Source organism: Micromonospora sp. NPDC048868 (assembly GCF_043198195.1).
GTDB classification, from domain to species: domain Bacteria; phylum Actinomycetota; class Actinomycetes; order Mycobacteriales; family Micromonosporaceae; genus Micromonospora; species Micromonospora reichwaldensis.
This window is the reverse complement of record NZ_JBICUN010000014.1, coordinates 83,024-101,361: the sequence shown is the minus strand read 5'-3', so window position 1 is coordinate 101,361 and position 18,338 is coordinate 83,024. Positions and strand designations below refer to the sequence as shown.

12 protein-coding genes are annotated in these 18,338 nt (G+C 70.1%); 4 read left to right on the top strand and 8 right to left on the bottom strand.

Annotated elements, in window-relative coordinates; translation table 11 throughout:
• Positions 1–5: 5 nt before the first annotated feature.
• The 6 genes from yjfF to araB all read right to left on the bottom strand — a co-directional run bounded on the left by yjfF (position 6) and on the right by araB (position 7,140).
• Positions 6–998 carry a galactofuranose ABC transporter, permease protein YjfF gene (gene yjfF / locus ACGFNF_RS21435; RefSeq protein WP_393170134.1) on the bottom strand — a complete coding sequence of 331 codons (993 nt, stop codon included), beginning with the start codon at positions 996–998 and terminating at the stop codon, positions 6–8.
• Positions 995–2,065 carry an ABC transporter permease gene (locus ACGFNF_RS21430; protein WP_393170131.1) on the bottom strand — a complete coding sequence of 357 codons (1,071 nt, stop codon included), beginning with the start codon at positions 2,063–2,065 and terminating at the stop codon, positions 995–997. Before ACGFNF_RS21430 ends, yjfF begins: the two co-directional genes overlap by 4 nt.
• Complete coding sequence (locus tag ACGFNF_RS21425) at positions 2,062–3,603, bottom strand: sugar ABC transporter ATP-binding protein (protein ID WP_393170129.1); 1,542 nt, start codon at positions 3,601–3,603, stop codon at positions 2,062–2,064. Before ACGFNF_RS21425 ends, ACGFNF_RS21430 begins: the two co-directional genes overlap by 4 nt.
• A gap of 89 nt (positions 3,604–3,692) precedes the next feature.
• Positions 3,693–4,685: an ABC transporter substrate-binding protein gene (locus tag ACGFNF_RS21420; protein WP_393170127.1), complete on the bottom strand. Its 993-nt coding sequence runs from the start codon at positions 4,683–4,685 to the stop codon at positions 3,693–3,695.
• An 89-nt stretch (positions 4,686–4,774) separates the two neighbouring features.
• Positions 4,775–5,458 (bottom strand): L-ribulose-5-phosphate 4-epimerase, encoded by a 684-nt coding sequence (locus ACGFNF_RS21415; protein WP_393170125.1) that lies wholly within the window; start codon positions 5,456–5,458, stop codon positions 4,775–4,777.
• Entirely contained in the window at positions 5,455–7,140 is a 1,686-nt protein-coding gene (gene araB / locus ACGFNF_RS21410) for a ribulokinase (RefSeq protein WP_393170123.1), read from the bottom strand. Before araB ends, ACGFNF_RS21415 begins: the two co-directional genes overlap by 4 nt.
• Before the next feature lie 838 nt (positions 7,141–7,978).
• Here araB and ACGFNF_RS21405 point away from each other — a divergent pair.
• The 3 genes from ACGFNF_RS21405 (at position 7,979) to ACGFNF_RS21395 (ending at position 13,309) form a co-directional block, all read left to right on the top strand.
• The gene (locus tag ACGFNF_RS21405; RefSeq protein ID WP_393170208.1) at positions 7,979–9,496 is read left to right on the top strand and encodes a glycoside hydrolase family 27 protein; all 1,518 of its coding nucleotides are present in this window, start codon (positions 7,979–7,981) and stop codon (positions 9,494–9,496) included.
• On the top strand, positions 9,481–11,310 hold the full coding sequence (locus tag ACGFNF_RS21400; protein ID WP_393170121.1) for a family 43 glycosylhydrolase: 1,830 nt from the start codon (positions 9,481–9,483) through the stop codon (positions 11,308–11,310). Before ACGFNF_RS21405 ends, ACGFNF_RS21400 begins: the two co-directional genes overlap by 16 nt.
• A 313-nt stretch (positions 11,311–11,623) precedes the next feature.
• Entirely contained in the window at positions 11,624–13,309 is a 1,686-nt protein-coding gene (locus ACGFNF_RS21395; protein ID WP_327028897.1) for a cellulose binding domain-containing protein, read from the top strand.
• A gap of 179 nt (positions 13,310–13,488) precedes the next feature.
• On the opposite strand, the gene ACGFNF_RS21390 is transcribed toward ACGFNF_RS21395, so the two are convergent.
• The gene (locus ACGFNF_RS21390) at positions 13,489–15,012 is read right to left on the bottom strand and encodes a non-reducing end alpha-L-arabinofuranosidase family hydrolase (RefSeq protein WP_393170118.1); all 1,524 of its coding nucleotides are present in this window, start codon (positions 15,010–15,012) and stop codon (positions 13,489–13,491) included.
• A gap of 347 nt (positions 15,013–15,359) precedes the next feature.
• Between ACGFNF_RS21390 and ACGFNF_RS21385 the strand changes: the two genes are divergently transcribed.
• A complete protein-coding gene (locus ACGFNF_RS21385) occupies positions 15,360–16,214 on the top strand; it encodes a DUF4328 domain-containing protein (protein ID WP_393170116.1) in 855 nt (284 codons plus the stop codon).
• 105 nt (positions 16,215–16,319) lie between these two features.
• Here ACGFNF_RS21385 and ACGFNF_RS21380 read toward each other — a convergent pair whose 3' ends face one another.
• Positions 16,320–18,299 carry an acyl-CoA dehydrogenase gene (locus tag ACGFNF_RS21380; RefSeq protein ID WP_393170114.1) on the bottom strand — a complete coding sequence of 660 codons (1,980 nt, stop codon included), beginning with the start codon at positions 18,297–18,299 and terminating at the stop codon, positions 16,320–16,322.
• Between the last annotated feature and the right edge of the window lie 39 nt (positions 18,300–18,338).

The following is an 18,338-nucleotide window of genomic DNA, read 5'->3' as shown; positions in this document are numbered from 1 at the left end:
GGCGGTCACTTGAAGCGGATGCCGATGAGGCGCTGGAGGAGGATGAAGGCGAAGAGCAGGCCACCGATCACGATCCTCGTCCACCAGGAGTTGAGGCTCCCGTCGAAGGTGATCAGGGTCTGGATCACGCCCAGCACCAGCACGCCCAGCACGGTGCCGAAGACGTAGCCGGACCCGCCGGTGAGCACGGTGCCGCCGATGACGACGGCCGCGATCACGTCCAGCTCCATGCCGATGGCGATCAGCGGTGCGCCGGAGAGCGTGTAGAACGACAGCAGGATGCCGCCGATGGCCGAGCAGAGCCCGCTGACCGTGTAGACGGCGATCCGGGTACGCCCCACCGGCAGGCCCATCAGCAGCGCCGACTGGGGGTTGCCACCGATCGCGTACACGGTGCGGCCGAAACGGGTGTACGCCAGCACGTACGCGGCGATGAGCACCACCACGAACGCGATCAGCACGATGATCGACACGAAGTTCCCGCGCGGGTCGCCGATGCGCTCCTGCGAGACGGCCGTCCAGAAGCCGTCGGTGATGGGGATCGACGCGTCGCTGATGAACGTGCACATGCCCCGGGCGAAGAACATGCCGGCGAGGGTGACGATGAACGGCTGGATCTCGAAGAAGTGGATCGCGCAGCCCATCAGGAACCCGAGCGTCGGGCCGATCAGCAGCGCGACGACCAGCACCAGGGCCGCGGGCAACCCGTCCTGGAGCAGCGACGCCGACACCATGGCGGTCATCGCGACGACGGAGCCGACCGACAGGTCGATGCCGCCGGTCAGGATCACGAAGGTCATGCCGACCGCGACGACCAGCAGGAAGCCGTTGTCGATGAAGACGTTGAAGACGACCTGGACGTTGGAGAACGCCCGGTACTGGGACACGCCGACGCCGTACATGACCAGCAGCAGGGCGAGGGTGGCCAGGACCGGGACGTGCCGCCGGGGCACCCCGGGTCGCCAGGCGCGACCGGTGGTCAGTGACGTGCTGCTCATGCCGGCACCTGCTCCTTCTCCCGCCGCCGCGCCGTGGGCCCGGGGGTGCTTCCGCGACGGCGGCGGCCGAACCTGGCCCGGAACGCCGGCGCCTGGATGAGGCAGACGGCGATGACGACGACCGCCTTGAACAGCAGGGCCGTCTGCGGCGAGATGTTCATGGCGTACACCGAGGTGGTGAGGGTCTGGATGATCAGTGCGCCGAGGATGGTGCCGCCGAGGGAGAACCGGCCGCCGGCGAGTGCGGTGCCGCCGATGACGACCGCGAGGATCGCGTCGAGTTCCACCCAGAGGCCTGCGGCGTTGCCGTCGGCGCTGGACACGTTCGCCGTCATCATGAACCCGGCGATCGCGGCGCAGGCGGCGCTGACCACGTACACGAGGAAGACGACGCGGCTGGATCGGATGCCGGCCAGCCGGCTCGCCTCGGCGTTGCCGCCGACCGACTCGACGATCAGACCGAGCGCGGTACGCCGGGTGAACGCGGCGATGAGCAGGGCCGCCGCGAGGGCGATGAAGACGGCCAGCGGCAGGGTCAGGAAGTGCCCGAGCCCGATCGCCCGGTACGGCCCGGAGTTGATCGTGATGATCTGGCCCTCGGTGACCAGTTGCGCGAGCCCCCGGCCGGCCACCATGAGGATCAGCGTGGCGATGATGGGCTGGATGCCGATGACGGCGACCAGCACCCCGTTCCAGGCGCCGAGCGCGAGCGCGGCGCCGAAGGCCAGCGCGAGCGCCGTGAGCACGGTCGCCGGGCTGTTCTGGTCGGGCGCCTCGCTGATGTAAAGGCAGGCGATGGCGCCGCTGATGGCACAGAGCGATCCGACGGAGAGGTCGATGCCGCCGGTGGCGATGACGAGGGTCATGCCCAGCGCCACCAGCATCAGCGGTGCGCTCAGCCGGAGGATGTCGACCGGGGTTCCGTAGAGGTGCCCGTTCTTGACCTCGATGGAGAGGAAGCCGGGCCGGTAGACCGTGTTGGCCAGGATCATGACCACCAGCACGAGCGCCGGCCAGAACAGGCGGTGGCCGGTCAGCGGGCGGAGGCGGTCGGCGACGGCGTTCACCGGATCACCTCCGCACCGGTGGTGCCGCTGGCGATGGTCCGCATGACGCGGTCGGCGTCGAGGGTGTCGTCGTTGTCGAGTTGGGCGACCATCGTCCGGTCACGCATCACGGCGACGCGGTGGCTCAGCCGCAGCACCTCCTCCAGCTCGGCGGAGATGAACAGCACCGCCATGCCGTCGTCGGAGAGCTGGACCACCAGTTTCTGGATCTCGGCCTTCGCGCCGACGTCGATCCCCCGGGTGGGCTCGTCGAGGATCAGCAGGCGCGGCTCGGTGATGAGCCAGCGGGCCAGGAGCACCTTCTGCTGGTTGCCGCCGGAGAGGTTGCGCACCGGCAGGTCCGGGTTCGCCGGCCGGATGCTGAGCGCCCGGATGTACTTCTCGACCAGCTCGTCCTGCCGGCGGCGGGGGATCGGCCGCAGCCAACCGCGTGCCGCCTGCATCGCGAGGATCATGTTCTCCCGCACCGACAGCTCGGGGACGACGCCCTCCGCGCGGCGGTTCTCGGAGCAGAACCCGACGCCGCGGTCGATGGCCTGGACCGGGTTACGCACCTGCGTCCCGCCGCCGTCGACGACGACCGTGCCGTGGTCGGCGCGGTCGGCGCCGAACAGCAGCCGCGCCACCTCGGTGCGGCCGGAGCCGAGCAGGCCGGCGAGCCCGACCACCTCGCCGGCGTGGATCCGCAGGCTGAACGGGGCGACCGCGCCCTTGCGGCCCAGTTCCGACGCGTCCACCAGCGGGGCCTCGTCGGACCGGACGGCGGCGGTCCGCTTCTGCTGCTCGTCGAGGCGCTCCAGGACGTCGAGCTCCTTGCCGATCATCTTCTCGACGAGGCTGAGCTGGGGCAGCTCCTCCGTCCGGTACTCCCCCACCAGGGTGCCGTTGCGCAGCACCGTGATGCGGTCGGCGATGCCGTAGACCTGGTCGAGGAAGTGCGTCACGAAGAGGATGCCGATGCCCTCGTCGCGCAGCTGCCGCATGATCCGGAAGAGCTGCGCGACCTCACCGGCGTCCAGGCTGGAGGTCGGCTCGTCGAGGATCAGCACCCGGGCCCGCACGTCGATCGCCCGGGCGATGGCGACCATCTGCTGCACCGCCAGGGAGTACGTGCCGAGCTGCGCGGAGACGTCGATGTCGAGGTCCAGCCGGGCCAGGAGTGCCCGCGCCCGCCGGCGCATCTCGCCCCAGCGGATCGCGCCGAGACGACGGGGCTCCCGGCCGATGAAGATGTTCTCCGCCACGGACAGGTTGGTGCAGAGGTTGACCTCCTGGTAGACGGTGCTCACCCCGGAGGCCGACGCCTGCATCGGGCCGCTGAAGGCGACCTGCTCGCCGTCGAGGACGACGGTGCCCTCGTCGAGGGCGTGGACGCCGGTCAACACCTTGATCAGGGTCGACTTGCCGGCACCGTTCTCGCCCATCAGGGCGTGGACCTCGCCCGGGAACAGCCGGAAGTCGACGTCGTGGAGCGCGCGTACCCCGGGGAAGGTCTTGCTGATCCCGGTCATGGTCAGGACCGGACGGCTATCCGTCATCCCATCGGACCTCTTCTGGATGGTGTCGGTAGGACAGGAACAAGCGACGGGCCGGGGTCGCCGCCAGCGGACGACGACCCCGGCGTCGGTCAGTACTTGCGGTTGGGCAGTGCCTCCTTGGCCTGCTCCTGGGTGAAGGTGGTCTCCTCGGTCTCGATCCGGGCCGGGACCTCCTCGCCGGCGTGGACCTTCTTCGCCAGGTCCATCAGCTGCGGACCGAGCAGCGGGCTGCACTCGGCGATGAAGTTGAACTTGCCGTCGGCGAGGGCCTGCATGCCGTCCTTCACCGCGTCGATGGTGATGATGGTGATGTCCTTGCCGGGCACCTTGCCGGCGGCGGTGATCGCCTCCAGCGCGCCCAGACCCATGTCGTCGTTGTGCGCGAAGAGCACGTCGATCTTCGGGTTGGCCTTGAGGAACTGCTCCATGACCTGCTTGCCGTCGGCCCGCTTGAAGTCGCCCGACTGGGAGGCGACGATCTTCAGGTTCGGATTGGCGGCGATCGCCTTGGCGAAGCCCTCCTTGCGGTCGTTGGCCGGCGCCGAGCCGGTGGTGCCCTGCAACTCGACGACGTTCACCGGCCCGCTGGCGCTCTTGGTCTGCTCCACCAGCCACTCGCCGGCCAGCCGGCCCTCCTTGACGAAGTCCGAGCCGAGGAAGGTCTTGTAGAGCGACTTGTCGGCCGAGTCGACGGAGCGGTCGGTCAGGATCACCGGGATGCCGGCGTCCTTGGCCTCCTTGAGCACGGTGTCCCAGCCGGACTCCACCACCGGTGAGAAGGCGATGACGTCGACCTTCTGCTGGATGAAGTTCCGGATCGCCTTGATCTGGTTCTCCTGCTTCTGCTGGGCGTCGTCGAACTTCAGCTCGATCCCCGCCGCGGCGGCGGCCTCCTTGATGGAGGTGGTGTTCGCCGTCCGCCAGCCGCTCTCCGCGCCGACCTGCGAGAAGCCCAGCGTGACCTTGCCGTCGTCGGCGGAGCCGTCGCCGGTGTCGCTGTTGCCGCAGGCCGCCACGCTGCCCGTGAGCAGCACGGTGGCGACGACTGCGAGCAGGGTGCGTGCCGTTCTCCTGGTTCTCATCGGTTCTCCTCGGTGGGGTGGTCCGGACACGTGGCGCGCGCGTGTCCCGGTGTGGTGGTGTGGTTGGTACGGGAAGGGGCCGTTCCCGGTCAGCCGGGTGCCGGGCGTTGGCCGTAGACGTTCTGGTACCGGTCGTGCAGCGAGCTGATGTCGGCCTGCGCCATCGGCAGCGGCTGCCCGAGCGCCCGTGCCAGGTGCGCGGTACGCGCGACGTCCTCGCACATCACCGCGGCCTTGACCGCCGCGCGGGCGTCCTTGCCGATCGTGAACACCCCGTGGTTGCGCATGAGCACCGCCGGCGAGCGGTGCCCGGACAGGGTGCTGACGATCCCCTTGCCGATGTCGTCACCACCGATCAGGGCGAACGGCCCCACCGGGATCTCCCCGCCGAACTCGTCGGCCTGCGCGGTCAGCCAGCACGGGATGGACTCGCCCCGGGCCGCCCAGGCGGTGGCGTAGCTGCTGTGCGTGTGCACGACGCCACCGACCTCCGGCATGGCCCGGTAGACGTAGGCGTGCGCGGCGGTGTCGCTGGACGGCGTGCCGCCCCCGTCGACCACCGTCCCGTTCAGGTCGCACACGACCATGGTGTCCGCCGTCAGGGCGTCGTAGTCGACACCGCTGGGCTTGATCACCATGAGGTCCTGGCCCGGCACCCGCGCCGAGACGTTGCCGGCGGTCCAGGCCACCAGCGCGTACCGGGTCAACTCGCCGTGCAGGCGGGCCACGGTCTCCCGCAGGACGCTCACCTGCCGCGCCACGTCGGTGTTCATCCGATCGCCTCCAGAACCGTGTCGGTCCGCGCCGCGGCCACTTCCAGGGCCGTGTTCCTGATCGCCCGCAGGCGGAGCATGACGTCGTTGCCGCCGCAGCCGAAGTGGTCGTGCAGCGCGCGGTACTCGGCGTAGAGGGCGTCGTACGCCCGCGCGTTGTCCGGGTCCGGCTGGTACACGCCCTCGTCCACCCGGCCCATCGCCGCCGAGGCCCGGTGGACGTCCGGGTACGCCCCGGCGGCGACGGCCGCGTGGATCGCCGAGCCGAGCGCCGGTCCCTGGGCGGAGCCGATGATGCCCAGCGGGCGGTTGGTGACGTCGGCGTAGATCTGCATGAGCAGCCGGTTGGCGGCGAGACCACCGGCGACGACCAGGTCGGTGACCGGTATCCCGGCCTCGACGAAGGCCTCGATGATCATCCGGGTGCCGAACGCCGTGGACTCCAGCAGCGCCCGGTAGACGTCCTGCGGCCGGGTGGCCAGGGTCAGCCCGACGATCAGGCCGCTGAGGTCGTGGTTGACCAGCGGCGACCGGTTGCCGTTCCACCAGTCCAGCGCGATGAGGCCGTGGGCCCCGACCGGTTGGCCGGCGGCCAGTTCGGTCAACCGCTCGTGCGACGCGATCCCGGCCGGCGCGGCGTTCGTGACGAACCAGCCGAAGATGTCGCCGACCCCGCTCTGCCCGGCCTCGTAGCCCCAGGCGCCCGCGCTGATGCCGCCGTCGACGACACCGCACATGCCGGGCACCTCGGCGGGGTGGGTGCCGTTGAGGACGTGGCAGGTGGAGGTGCCCATGATCGCCACCAGTCGACCGGGGCTCAGTGCCTGGGCGGCGGCGGCGGTGACGTGGGCGTCGACGTTGCCGACCGCGACCGCGATGCCCGCCGGCAGCCCGGTCCAGGCGGCGGCGCGGGCGCTGAGGGCGCCGGCCCGCTCGCCCAGGGGCAGGAGCCGACCGTCCAACTTGGTCACGAAGTCGGCGAAGCCCGGGTTGAGGGCGCTCAGGTAGTCGGTCGACGGGTACCGGCCGTCCTGCCGGATGCCCTTGTATCCGGCGGTGCAGACGTTGCGGGTCTCCTCGTCGCACAACTGCCAGACGATCCAGTCGGCGGCTTCGACGAAGCGCTCGGCACGGCGGTAGACCTTCGGATCCTCCTCGAGGATCTGGAGGCCCTTGGCGAACTGCCACTCGGCGGAGATCTTGCCGCCGTAGCGGCCGATCCACGGCTCGTGCCGCTCGTGGGCCAACGCGTTGATGCGGTCGGCGTGCGACTGGGCGGCGTGGTGCTTCCACAGCTTCACCCAGGCGTGCGGCCGGTGGCGCAGCTCCGGAACCTCGCACAGGGGGGTGCCGTCGGCGAGCGTCGGCAGGACGGTGCAGGCGGTGAAGTCGGTGCCGATGCCGATGACCTGCGACGGGTCCACACCGGCGTCGGCCAGGGCGGCGGGCACCGCGTGCCGCAGGACGTCGCGGTAGTCCTCCGGGTCCTGCAGGGCCCAGTCGGGGGGCAGTGCCGGGCCGCCGTCGGGGAGCACGGTCTCGATCACGCCGCGGCGGTACTCGTGCACGGCGGTCCCGACCTCGGCACCATCGCGAACCCGGACCACCAGCGCCCGTCCGGAAAGGGTGCCGTAGTCGACTCCGACCACGTACCGCTCGCCCGCACCGTCCACACTGCTCATGTCCACCTCCGATCAATGACCGGCATAGTGTTAACGCTCACATACAGCGCCGTCAAGACGTCGGCCGACAACAGCTCAGTAACGGAAGGATAGGCGGAGCGTGTGGCCCGGACCAGAGGCGTCACGCCCGGTCACCATCCCCGCGCTCCCGGCTGCCCGGACGGGGTGCCGGCACTCGCCCAGCGGGGGCGTGGGGACGGAGCGCCCAGCGCCGCAGCCCCAGCGACGAATCGATGATTGTTAGCGAGAACATTCAGCCCTCATCCACGCTCCCGCGGTCGCACGACACCAGTCGAGCGCGGACCGATCCCCTGGGGGCGCCAACTTCGGGGCGCGCACTGAGCTGCGAGGCTCTCCAACCAAAGCCGACCCGGACCGCCACCGCCCGCCGCGCGGACGACCCGGCATCGTCACGAGTGATTTACATCAATAGATGTCAGCGATAACATCCGTCTCATCGCGTCGGGTCCCCGGGCGACCACCGAGCCGGAGCCGACCGGGAACGCGACGACGGACGGCGAGCGACGTGATCCGGCACGAGGTCGGCCGAGGGCCCGGACGAGCCCGTCCCGAGGTAGGCCATCGAAGTCCGCGGGCAGGCCGGGCGACCATCGCACCGGCCACGCCCCGTGACGCCCTCGTTCGTCGTATCCCGGCGCCGGCGCCCGACCCGACGCCACTCACCGCTCCGACCGAGGAGGAACACGTGCGCACACCGAGACAATGGTTGGCCGCCCTGGGCATCCTGGCGGTGACCCTCGCGGCGGCCGTCGCGGACGGGGCCGTCGCGCCCCGTCCGGCACAGGCGCTGGAGAACGGCGTCGCCCGTACGCCGCCGATGGGTTGGAACACCTGGAACACGTTCGGCTGCAACATCAACGAGACGCTCATCCGCCAGACGGCCGACGCGATCGTCGCCAACGGGCTGCGCGACCTCGGGTACCGGTACGTCGTCGTCGACGACTGCTGGTTCAACCCGGACCGGGACGCGCAGGGCAACCTCCAGGCGCATCCGCAGCGCTTCCCGAGCGGGATGAAGGCGCTTGGCGACTACCTGCACTCGCGCGGCCTGCTGTTCGGCCTCTACCAGGCGCCGCTGGACCAGACCTGTGCGCAGTACTTCGACGCCTTCCCCGGCTCGACCGGCAGTCTCGGGCACGAGTACCAGGACGCCCGGCAGTTCGCCGCCTGGGGCGTGGACTACCTGAAGTACGACTGGTGCTCCCCCACCGGGACCATCAACGACCAGGTCGCCAGGTTCGGCATCATGCGGGACGCGCTGGCCGCCGCCGGCCGGCCGATCGTCTACAGCATCAACCCGAACAGCATCCACGAGAAGACCGGGCCGCAGCGCAACTGGAGCGACGTGGCGAACCTCTGGCGGACCACCGAGGACATCACCAACGCGTGGGACACCGGCCAGACCAACGGCTACCCGATGGGCATCCGGAACATCGTCGACGTCAACGTGCCGCTGGCCGGGTACGCCGCGCCGGGCGGGTTCACCGACCCGGACATGCTGGAGGTCGGCAACGGCGGGATGAACGACACCGAGATGCGCAGCCACTTCGCGCTCTGGTCGATCATGGCGGCGCCGCTCATGATGGGCAACGACCTGCGCTCGGCCAGCGCGGCGACGCTGAGCATCCTGCGGAACCAGAACCTGGTCGCGATCAACCAGGACCCGCTCGGGCTCCAGGCGGTCCAGGTGTCGAACGACGGCACCCGGCGGGTGCTGGCGAAGCGGCTGGCCAACGGTGACGTCGCGGTCGCGCTGTTCAACCAGGGCAGCTCCACCACGACGATCTCCACGACGGCGGCGGCGATCGGCAAGAGCGGCACCTCGTTCACCCTGCGCGACGCGTGGACCAACGGCACCTCCACCAGCGCCGGAACGATCTCCGCGAGCGTCCCGGCGCACGGCACGGTGGTGTACCGGGTCAGCGGCGGCGGCACCACGAACCCGCCGCCCCCCACCACGTTCCGGCTACGCAGCGAATCGGCCGGACGATGCCTCGACGTCGACAACTCCAACACCGCCAACGGCACCGGGACGCTCATTTGGGACTGTCACGGCAACGCCAACCAGCAGATCAGCCAGAGCGGGCAGGCGCTGCGCGTCCTCGGCAAGTGCCTGGACGTCCCGAGCACCGCCGCCAACGGCACCCGGGTGCAGCTCTGGGACTGCAACGGCGGCACGAACCAGCAGTGGACGTTCAACGGCAACGGCACGGTGAGCAACGTCCGCTTCCCGTCCCTGTGTCTGGACGTCAACAACGGCGGCACCGCCAACGGGACCACGGTCATCCTCTGGTCCTGCCACGGCGGCACCAACCAGCGGTGGAGCCGGGTGTGACCGGCGGCCAGCTGACACGTGCACGGCGGATCACCACGAGAGCTCGGCACGCCATCGCCGTACTCGCCGGACTGATCTGCACCGTCGCCCTCCTGCCCGGCACCGCGCAGGCCGACAACCCGATCGTCCAGCACATCTACACCGCCGACCCGGCGCCGCTGGTACACAACGGGCGCGTCTACGTCTACACCGGGCACGACGAGGACGGCTCGACGTACTTCACCATGCGCGAGTGGCGGGTCTTCTCGTCGGCCGACATGGTCAATTGGACCGACCACGGCGTACCGATGAACCTCGGCACCTTCGCCTGGGCGGACGCGGACGCCTGGGCCGGCCACGTCGTCCCGCGCAACGGGAAGTTCTACTGGTACGTCCCGGTACGGCAGCGCGGCGGCGGAATGGTGATCGGCGTCGGTGTCGCCGACAGCCCGACCGGGCCGTTCCGGGACGCGCTCGGCCGCCCGCTGGTCGGCAACGGTGAGATCGACCCGCACGCCTTCTTCGACGACGACGGGCAGGCGTATCTGTACTGGGGCAACCCGAACCTGTGGTACGTGCGGCTCAATCCCGACATGATCTCGTTCTCCGGCAGCCCGACCCGGATCCCGCTCACCACCGCCGGGTTCGGCACCCGGACCGGCAACCCGAGCCGCCCGACCCTCTACGAGGAAGGCCCCTGGGTCTTCAAGCGCAACGGGCTCTACTACAACGTGTTCGCGGCGGAGTGCTGTTCCGAGTTCATCGGCTACTCGACGGCGCCCGGCCCGACCGGACCCTGGACGTACCGGGGCACCGTCATGCCCCGGCAGGGCGCCAGCTTCACCAACCATCCCGGCATCGTCGACTTCAACGGCGGGTCGTACTTCTTCTACCACAACGGGGCACTGCCCGGCGGCGGCGGATTCACCCGCTCCGTGGCGGTGGAGAAGTTCGCCTACAACTCCGACGGCACCATTCCCACGATGAACATGACCACCGCCGGCGTCCCGCAGGTCGGCACGCTCAACCCGTACACCCGGCAGGAGGCCGAGACGATCGCCTGGGGTTCCGGCATCGAGACCGAGCCGTCCAGCGAGGGCGGCATGAACGTCGGCTACCTCGCCAACGGTGACTACATCAAGGTCAAGGGCGTCGCCTTCGGCGCCGGCGCGACCTCCTTCAGCGCCCGGGTGGCCTCCGGGGCGGCCGGCGGCCGGATCGAGGTACGACTGGACAGCGCCACCGGCCCGCTCGCCGGCACCTGCGCCGTCGGCGGCACCGGCGGCTGGCAGGCGTGGACCACCTCCACCTGCGCGATCAGCGGTGCCACCGGGACCCGTGACCTGTATCTGCGGTTCGCCGGAGGCACCGGGAACCTGTTCAACGTGAACTGGTGGCAGTTCGGCGGCGGGACGGCCACCCCGTCGTACCGCGTCACCAACCGCAACAGCGGCCAGGTCGTCGACGTCCAACAGCCGAACCTCGACAACCTCGCCGTGATCGGCCAGTGGACGGGCAACGGACAGAGCTGGCAGCAGTGGCGGTTCCTCGACGCCGGCGGGGGCAACGTACGCCTGCAGAGCGTCCACAGCGGCAAGTGCGTCGACGTGGTGGACTTCTCCACGGCCGACGGGGCCCGGATCGTCCAGTACACCTGCCACGACGGCCTCAACCAGGTGTTCAGCTGGCGATCCACCGGCGATGGCTACCACCATCTGGTCAACGTCAACAGCAACAAGTGCCTGAACGTGGTCGGCGGGTCCACCGCTCCCGGTGCCGCGTTGGAACAGCGGACGTGCGGCTCCGCCCCCAGCATGCAGTGGTCCCGCGCCTGAGGCCACCTCGCAGAGGGGTGTGCGGCGACGCTCGACCGTCGCCGCACAGCCCTTCGAGGATCCCGGCGAAACTCGCTGCCTCCGGCAGGAGCGTCGGTCGCGCCCGGGTGGTCAAGCCCGGGCCGCCCCGTGCTTGACCCGCCCTGCGCCGGAACCTAAACTCACGATCTGTTAACGCTAACAGCGGCGTCAGTCGATGAGAGCCAACGGGTCATTGACGCCGGGGTCAAGGGCAGTCCCCAGGGCGGCGCTGACCGGTCCGGACCGGACCGGGGCACGCGCGTATCACCACCACCAGCCAGGAGGACGCAGAATGACGCACGATCAGAACGGGCCGGTCAGCGGCGAGCGGCGATTGCTGAGCCGGAGAGCCGTCCTGACGACGATGGGGGCCGTGCCGGTCGCGGCAGCGGCGACCACACTGCTGGGAGCCACGGGAGCCTCGGCCGCACCGGCGACCGTCAACCTGTCGGCGCAGCGGCAGACGATCAAGGGCTATGGCGCCATGGCCCACGCGGCCTGGATCGGCGACCTGACGGCCGCCCAGCGGGAGACGGCGTTCGGCACCGGCGAGGGTCGGCTGGGCTTCTCCATCCTGCGCATTCCCGTCGGCGAGAGCTCGGCAGACTTCGGCCGTGACCTCGCGACGGCGAAGCGCGCGGCCGAGCTCGGGGTGACCGTCTTCGCCTCGCCGTGGAACCCGCCCGCCAGCATGATCGAGACCTTCACCCGCGGCAGCCAGACCAACGCGAAGCGGCTCCGCTACAGCTCGTACGCCGCCTATGCGCAGCACCTCAACGACTTCACCACGTACATGCGTAACAACGGGGTGCCCCTGTACAGCATCTCGGTGCAGAACGAGCCCGACTACGCGCACGACTGGACGTGGTGGACCTCCGCCGAGATGGTCAGGTTCCTGCGGGAGAACGCCGGCTCGATCAGCACCCGGGTCATGGCGCCCGAGTCGTTTCAGTACATCAAGTCCGTGTCGGACCCGATTCTCAACGATCCCACGGCGCTGGCCAACGTGGACATCATCGGGGCCCACCTCTACGGGACGTCGTACTCGAACTTTCCGTACCCGCTCTTCAAGCAGAAGGGCGCGGGCAAAGAGCTCTGGATGACCGAGGTCTACTACCCCAACAGCAACACCAACTCGGGCGACGCCTGGCCCGAGGCGCTCGACGTGGGCGAGCACATCCACCGCGCCATGGTGGACGCCGAGTTCCAGGCGTACGTCTGGTGGTATCTGCGGCGCAGCTACGGCCCCATGCGGGAGGACGGCCAGGTCAGCAAGCGCGGTGCCATGATGGCGCACTTCGCCCGGTTCGTCCGGCCCGGCTACACCCGGATCGACGCGACGGCGAACCCGGCATCGAACGTCTACGTCTCGGCGTACCGGGGCGGCAACACCGTCGTCATCGTCGCCGTCAACAAGAACACCTCGTCGGTGAGCCAGCAGTTCAGCCTGTCGGGCACCACCGCTTCCGGCAGCGTCTCGAACTGGCTGACCGACGCGAGCCGGACCGTCGCGCCCCAGAGCGCGCTCACCATGTCGAACGGCTCCCTCACCGTCACGCTGCCCGCCCGAAGCATCATGACCTTCGTGACCAGCGTCAACGGCACCCCGCCGCCCAGCCCGACCCCCACGCCCACCGTCACCCCGCCCCCGGGTGGGGGCACGGGACCCCGGGTCGCCTACACGATGAACTCCTGGGGCTCCGGCTTCACGGCCAGCATCGACATCACCAACACCGGCACCTCGGCGATCAACGGCTGGACGTTGGCCTTCAACCTGCCCTCGGGCCAGTCGATCACCTCGGGCTGGGGTGCCACCTACTCGCCGTCGAGCGGCCAGGTGAGCGCCCGTAACGTCGACTACAACGCCGCGATCGCCCCCGGGGCCACCATCAACATCGGCTTTCAGGCCAACACCAGCGGCAACACCGCCGAGCCGACTGCCTTCACCCTCAACGGCGTCGCCTGCACGGTGGTCTGACCGTTACGACGCAGGGCCCCCGCCCTGGAGATTGACCAGAACCGCGTGCGGCCCCTCCGGCAAGGGAGGGGCCGCACCCTTCTCAGGGGCCGGGCCGGGGCGTTACACCCGAAAATCGGGCACTCCCCCGCCGGTGCCCCCCGGACGTCTACGACATCCGGGGGGTCCGGTGCCCGTCGTCAGCGTTGCAGGGTCAGCAGACCCGGGCGGTACGGCAGGCGGCCGTAGTCGCCGCCGGAGTTGGGGGAACGGCCCTGGTAGAGCAACTGCAGGTTGCAGGGATCGACGGTCATGGTCTGATCGGCGTTGCTGCGGATCAACTCGCCGTGGCTGATGTCGTTGGTCCAGGTGGCGCCGCTGTTGGCCTTGCCGGCGAACGGGTTGCTCTCGGTCGCGGCCTGCGGCGTCCACGTACCGCCCAGGCTGGTGGCCGTGAACGAGCGGAAGTAGCGACCCTGCGCGCCGATCGCCTCGACGAGCATGAGGTACCGGTTCTGGCCCTGGAGCTTGTAGACCTGGACCGCCTCGAACAGGTTGTTCGTCGTGTCGCTCATGATGGTCGTGTAGGTCGAGCCGAAGCTGCCCGGGAAGTTCCCGATGGGCATGCTGGCCCGGTAGATCTTCCCGTTGTCCCCGGCGAAGAACAGGTACATGTTGGTGTCGTCACCGATGAGCGCCTGATCGATCGGTCCGGTGCCGGAGCCGGAGATGCTGCCGGTGAAGAGCGTCTGCGGCGACGACCAACTGTTCACGTTTGTGGGGTCGCTCGACGTCCGGTAGGAGAAGGCGGGTCCGCCCCACTGGTAAGCGAGTACCCAGATGTTCCTGGGGGCGAAGTAGAACAGTGAGGGCGCGACGGCGGCGAAGGGCATCTGGTTCTGGCTGGCCGAGGCCATGTCGGACCAGTTCGTGAAGAGGCCGAAGTTCATCGAGCCCCACGTCGTTCCCGTGTCGTGCGTGGTCGCGTAGACGAGTTGCCGGCCGTTGTAGGGGGCGTGGGTGAAGTCCTTCAGCGACACCCACCCCGCCCTCGGTTGCGCCAGCACGCCCGTCGACGACCAGCGGTACGTCGACGGCAGCGCACACGTGCCGGGCGGCGGCGTGGTGGGGTTGCCCCCGCCGTCGACGCGGACGAGCTGCCACTGCTGGTTGTTGCCGTTCCAGTCGTCGTACTGCACGACGTTCCCGCCGTCGGCGGTCGAGGCGCCCTGCACCTCCACCGCCTTGTTGCTGTTCCGGTTGATCAGGCGGACGTAGCCACCGGCGGAGTCGGCCAGCCGGAACTGCTGGTTGGACCCGTTGCCGTCGGCCCACTGCACGATGCTGGCACCGTTGGCGGTCGAGAAGTTGTAGACGTCGAGCACCTTGCCGGACAGCCGCGACTTCAACCGGTAGTAGCCACCGCCGGAGTCCACGAACTGCCACTGCTGCTGGTTGCCGTCGTTGCGCGCCCACTGCACGATCCGCGCGCCGTCGTTCGTGGCCAGGTTGTACACGTCCAGGGCCTTGCCGCTGTTGCGGTTGACCAACACGTACCACGCGCTCGTGTCGACCGTCGCCGCGGCGGCGGGTGCCGACGACACCACCGCTGCGGCGACGCCACCGACCAGCAGGGCCACCCCGGCGGCGACGACCCGCGGCAACCACCGGCGCCGCCGTGGCGGCGGCGGCGCGGGAGATGGCGACCTATCGAAGACAGACATGATCCTCCTCGGATGAGAGATGCCAACGGGATGCCCGAGGATGGGCGCACCGCGACGCGTGGCCGGGCACGAGCGGCAAGCAGTTAGCGCTAACAAGACCTGCTTGCGCCCAGGCGCACGCCTGATTCAAGGTCGACAAGCCAGCTCGCCCGGAAAGCCACGCGACGTCGGCCTCAGCCATCGACTGTGAGCGATAACATGCCGTTCGTCAAGACGTAACGTTCCCCGCCCGGCTTGCATCGACGTGTCTGACTGGCCTGGTCGCGCCGGTCACCGCCTCCAGCGATGATCGTCTAGTCTGCGCGCGTCACCTCTCGCCGCCATCCTGGACGGTCACCTTGATCTGCATGACCTGCGGGGACGCCACGTCCCCGGCCTTCAACGAGTGCCGGCGCTGCAACACTCCGCTCGGCCAACCGGCGGTCACCCCGGGCGTGCCCACACATCCCCTGCGCCGCCTGGGCACGGCTGCCGCCGTCGCCGTCGGCGCGGCCAGCCTGCTCTACCTGCCCAGCGGGCTGTTCCCCGCGTTCGGCGTCCAGCTGGCCCGTGCCGCCGCCGAACGCGGCGACCGCGATCTGCTGCTCGGCGCGGTGGCCGCCGAGGTGCTGCTCACCCTGCTCCACCTCTCGGCGGTCCTGACCGCCGCGGTGCTACTGATCATCTGGACCTGGCGCGCGCGCAGGAACCTGGAGGCGTTCCCGGGGGCCCTGCCGACGCTGAACTCCGGCTGGGCCATCGCCGGCTGGCTGGTCCCCTTCGCCAACTTCGTGGTGCCGGCCCGGGTGATCGCCAACGTCGCCCGCGACAGCCTCTGGCGACGTGCCACGCCAGCGCTGGTCGGGCTCTGGTGGGCCGCATGGCTGACGTTCAGCGTCGGAGACCGGATCCTGCTCCGCCTCGAGAACCAGCGGTACGACCGGCTGACCCCGTGGCCCCGCAGCGACACGGAGTTCGCCACGTACATCCGCTACTACCAGGACTCGCTCGGCCCCCGGCTGATCCCCACCGTCGCCTGCCTGGTCGCCGGCGCCTCGCTCATCGTGCTGATCCGCCGGATCACCGCCGCCCAGGAGGACCGCCTCGCGAAGACGACGCCGATCGGTACCGGGTACGGTGGGCTCGCGCCCGACGCACCCTACGCGGCACCTCGAAGCGCGCCCGGGCACCCGGCGTCCCCGGCGGGCTCGATGCCGACGTAGCGACGACCGCAGCCGCACGGCGACGCGCCGGGCAGCCCGGTCACTGTCGCCCTGGGCCAGGCGCGGCAGCCCTCTCGTCCGCGCGGTCATCGTGGGCGGTTCTCGTCACCGGCCCCGCCCGGCGGCGTCGTGGGCGGCCATGTCCTCCTGCCTACGGGGTTCCTCGCGCAGGACTGCGCAGTGCAGCCAGGCGTCCGGGATGGCGAACCCGTCCACGAGCGTCCGCATGTGCGGGCGCAGCTCCTTGAGCAGACCGTTCACCACGCCGGTGATCGCCTTGGCGCGGGCCGGCGTGAGGCGGCCGTGTTCCAGGAGCCATCCCTTGTGGGCCTCGATGACGCTGAGCGCGTACAGGTCGCAGACCCGGGAGAGCAGCGCCTGGACCTCGGGGTCCGTCGCGTCCTCGATGCCGGCGACGAACGCCTCCAGGGTGACCCGGTCGACGTGCGCGGCGGCGACGGCGAGGACATGGTCCTGGACGTCGTTGAAGATGTCGAAGGGGCGGTCCTTCTTCGTCGCCGCGCCGTTGCGCAGGCGGCGGACCACGCCGTCGAGGAGGTGCCTCTCGCGGTCCTCGAAGACCTTGAGCTGCCAGCCGCGATCGGTGACGGCGACCTCCTCGTCGCGGCCGGGCACGGCGCTGATCAGCCGCTCGATGACCGACCGCGCGGCCGTGCGCTCGAGCACCATCTCGCGGACCTGTTCGGCGACGAAGGAGGCGCGCCCCCAGCCGTCCAACGAGCCGAACTCGTCCCGGTAGCCGGTGAGCAGCCCCTTGGCCACCAGCTGAAGCAGCACCGTGTTGTCGCCCTCGAACGTGGTGAAGACGTCGGTGTCCGCCTTGAGGCTGGGCAGCCGGTTCTCGGCCAGGTAGCCGGCGCCGCCGCACGCCTCGCGGCACATCTGGATGGTGCGGGTGGCGTGCCAGGTCTGTGCGGCCTTGAGACCGGCCGCCCGGGACTCCAGCTCCCGCTGCCGGTGCGCGTCGACCGGCCCGTCGCCGCCCTGCACCTCGTGCAGCGCGGCGACCAGCTCGGCCTGGGCGAAGTGCAGCGCGTACGTGGTGGCCAGGGCGGGCAGCAGCTTGCGCTGGTGGGCCAGGTAGTCGTTGAGCAGCACCTCCCGGTCCGCGTCGGGCGTGTCGAACTGGCGGCGGATGTCGCCGTAGCGCACCGCGATGGTCAGCGCCGACTTGGTCGCCGCCGACGCGGCGCCGCCCACGCTCACCCGGCCGCGGACCAGGGTGCCGAGCATCGTGAAGAAGCGCCGGGAGTCGTCCTCGATCGGGCTGGAGTACGTCCCGTCCTCCGCGACCTGACCGTACCGGTCCAGCAGCATGTCCCGCGGCACCCGCACGTGCTCGAAGCTGAGCCGCCCGTTGTCGACACCGAGCAGGCCGGCCTTGGGCCCGGCGTCGCCGATGGTCACGCCCGGCAGCGGGTCGCCCTGCGCGTCGCGGATCGGCACCAGCCACGCGTGCACACCGTGCCGCCGCCCCTCGGTGATCAGCTGCGCGAAGACCACGGCCATCCGCCCGTCCCGGGCCGCGTTGCCGATGTAGTCCTTGCGGGCCGCCTCGTGCGGGGTGTGCAGATCGAAGGTCTGCGTCCGCGGGTCGTAGGTGCAGGTGGTACGCAGCTGCTGGACGTCCGAGCCGTGGCCCGTCTCGGTCATCGCGAAACAGCCGAGGATCTTGCCCGAGACGATGTCCCGCAGGTAGGCGTCGTGGTGCCGCCGGGTGCCGAGGGCGTCGACCGCGCCGCCGAACAGGCCCCACTGCACGCCCGCCTTGACCATCAGCGACAGGTCGATCTGCGCCAGCATCTCGCAGGCCACGATCGAGCCGCCGACATCGGATCTGCCGCCGTACTCGGTGGGGAAGGCCGACGCGATGCCCAGCTTGACGGGGAGTTCGGCGATCAACCGGGTGATCCGCTCGCGCGCCTGGTCACCGGTCTCGCCGTACACCGGGAGGAAGCGCGCGTCGAGCTGGTCCCGGTGCGCGTTGCGGACGTCGGCCCACGGCCCGTCGAGCAGTTCCCGCAGGCGGGTGACCTCGATGCGGCCGGACGCGTGATCGGACATGGTCACCCCTCGAAATAGCGGATATATGGTCACACTCCG

Excerpts from the sequence above, each read along its gene's own strand:
- ACGFNF_RS21385 (WP_393170116.1), top strand. The coding sequence starts at position 15,360 with ATGACCTGCGGGGACGCCACGTCCCCGGCCTTCAACGAGTGCCGGCGC.
- yjfF (WP_393170134.1), bottom strand. The coding sequence starts at position 998 with ATGAGCAGCACGTCACTGACCACCGGTCGCGCCTGGCGACCCGGGGTG.
- ACGFNF_RS21395 (WP_327028897.1), top strand. The coding sequence starts at position 11,624 with ATGACGCACGATCAGAACGGGCCGGTCAGCGGCGAGCGGCGATTGCTG.
- ACGFNF_RS21390 (WP_393170118.1), bottom strand. The coding sequence starts at position 15,012 with ATGTCTGTCTTCGATAGGTCGCCATCTCCCGCGCCGCCGCCGCCACGG.
- ACGFNF_RS21420 (WP_393170127.1), bottom strand. The coding sequence starts at position 4,685 with ATGAGAACCAGGAGAACGGCACGCACCCTGCTCGCAGTCGTCGCCACC.
- ACGFNF_RS21405 (WP_393170208.1), top strand. The coding sequence starts at position 7,979 with ATGGGTTGGAACACCTGGAACACGTTCGGCTGCAACATCAACGAGACG.
- araB (WP_393170123.1), bottom strand. The coding sequence starts at position 7,140 with ATGAGCAGTGTGGACGGTGCGGGCGAGCGGTACGTGGTCGGAGTCGAC.
- ACGFNF_RS21425 (WP_393170129.1), bottom strand. The coding sequence starts at position 3,603 with ATGACGGATAGCCGTCCGGTCCTGACCATGACCGGGATCAGCAAGACC.
- ACGFNF_RS21415 (WP_393170125.1), bottom strand. The coding sequence starts at position 5,458 with ATGAACACCGACGTGGCGCGGCAGGTGAGCGTCCTGCGGGAGACCGTG.
- ACGFNF_RS21380 (WP_393170114.1), bottom strand. The coding sequence starts at position 18,299 with ATGTCCGATCACGCGTCCGGCCGCATCGAGGTCACCCGCCTGCGGGAA.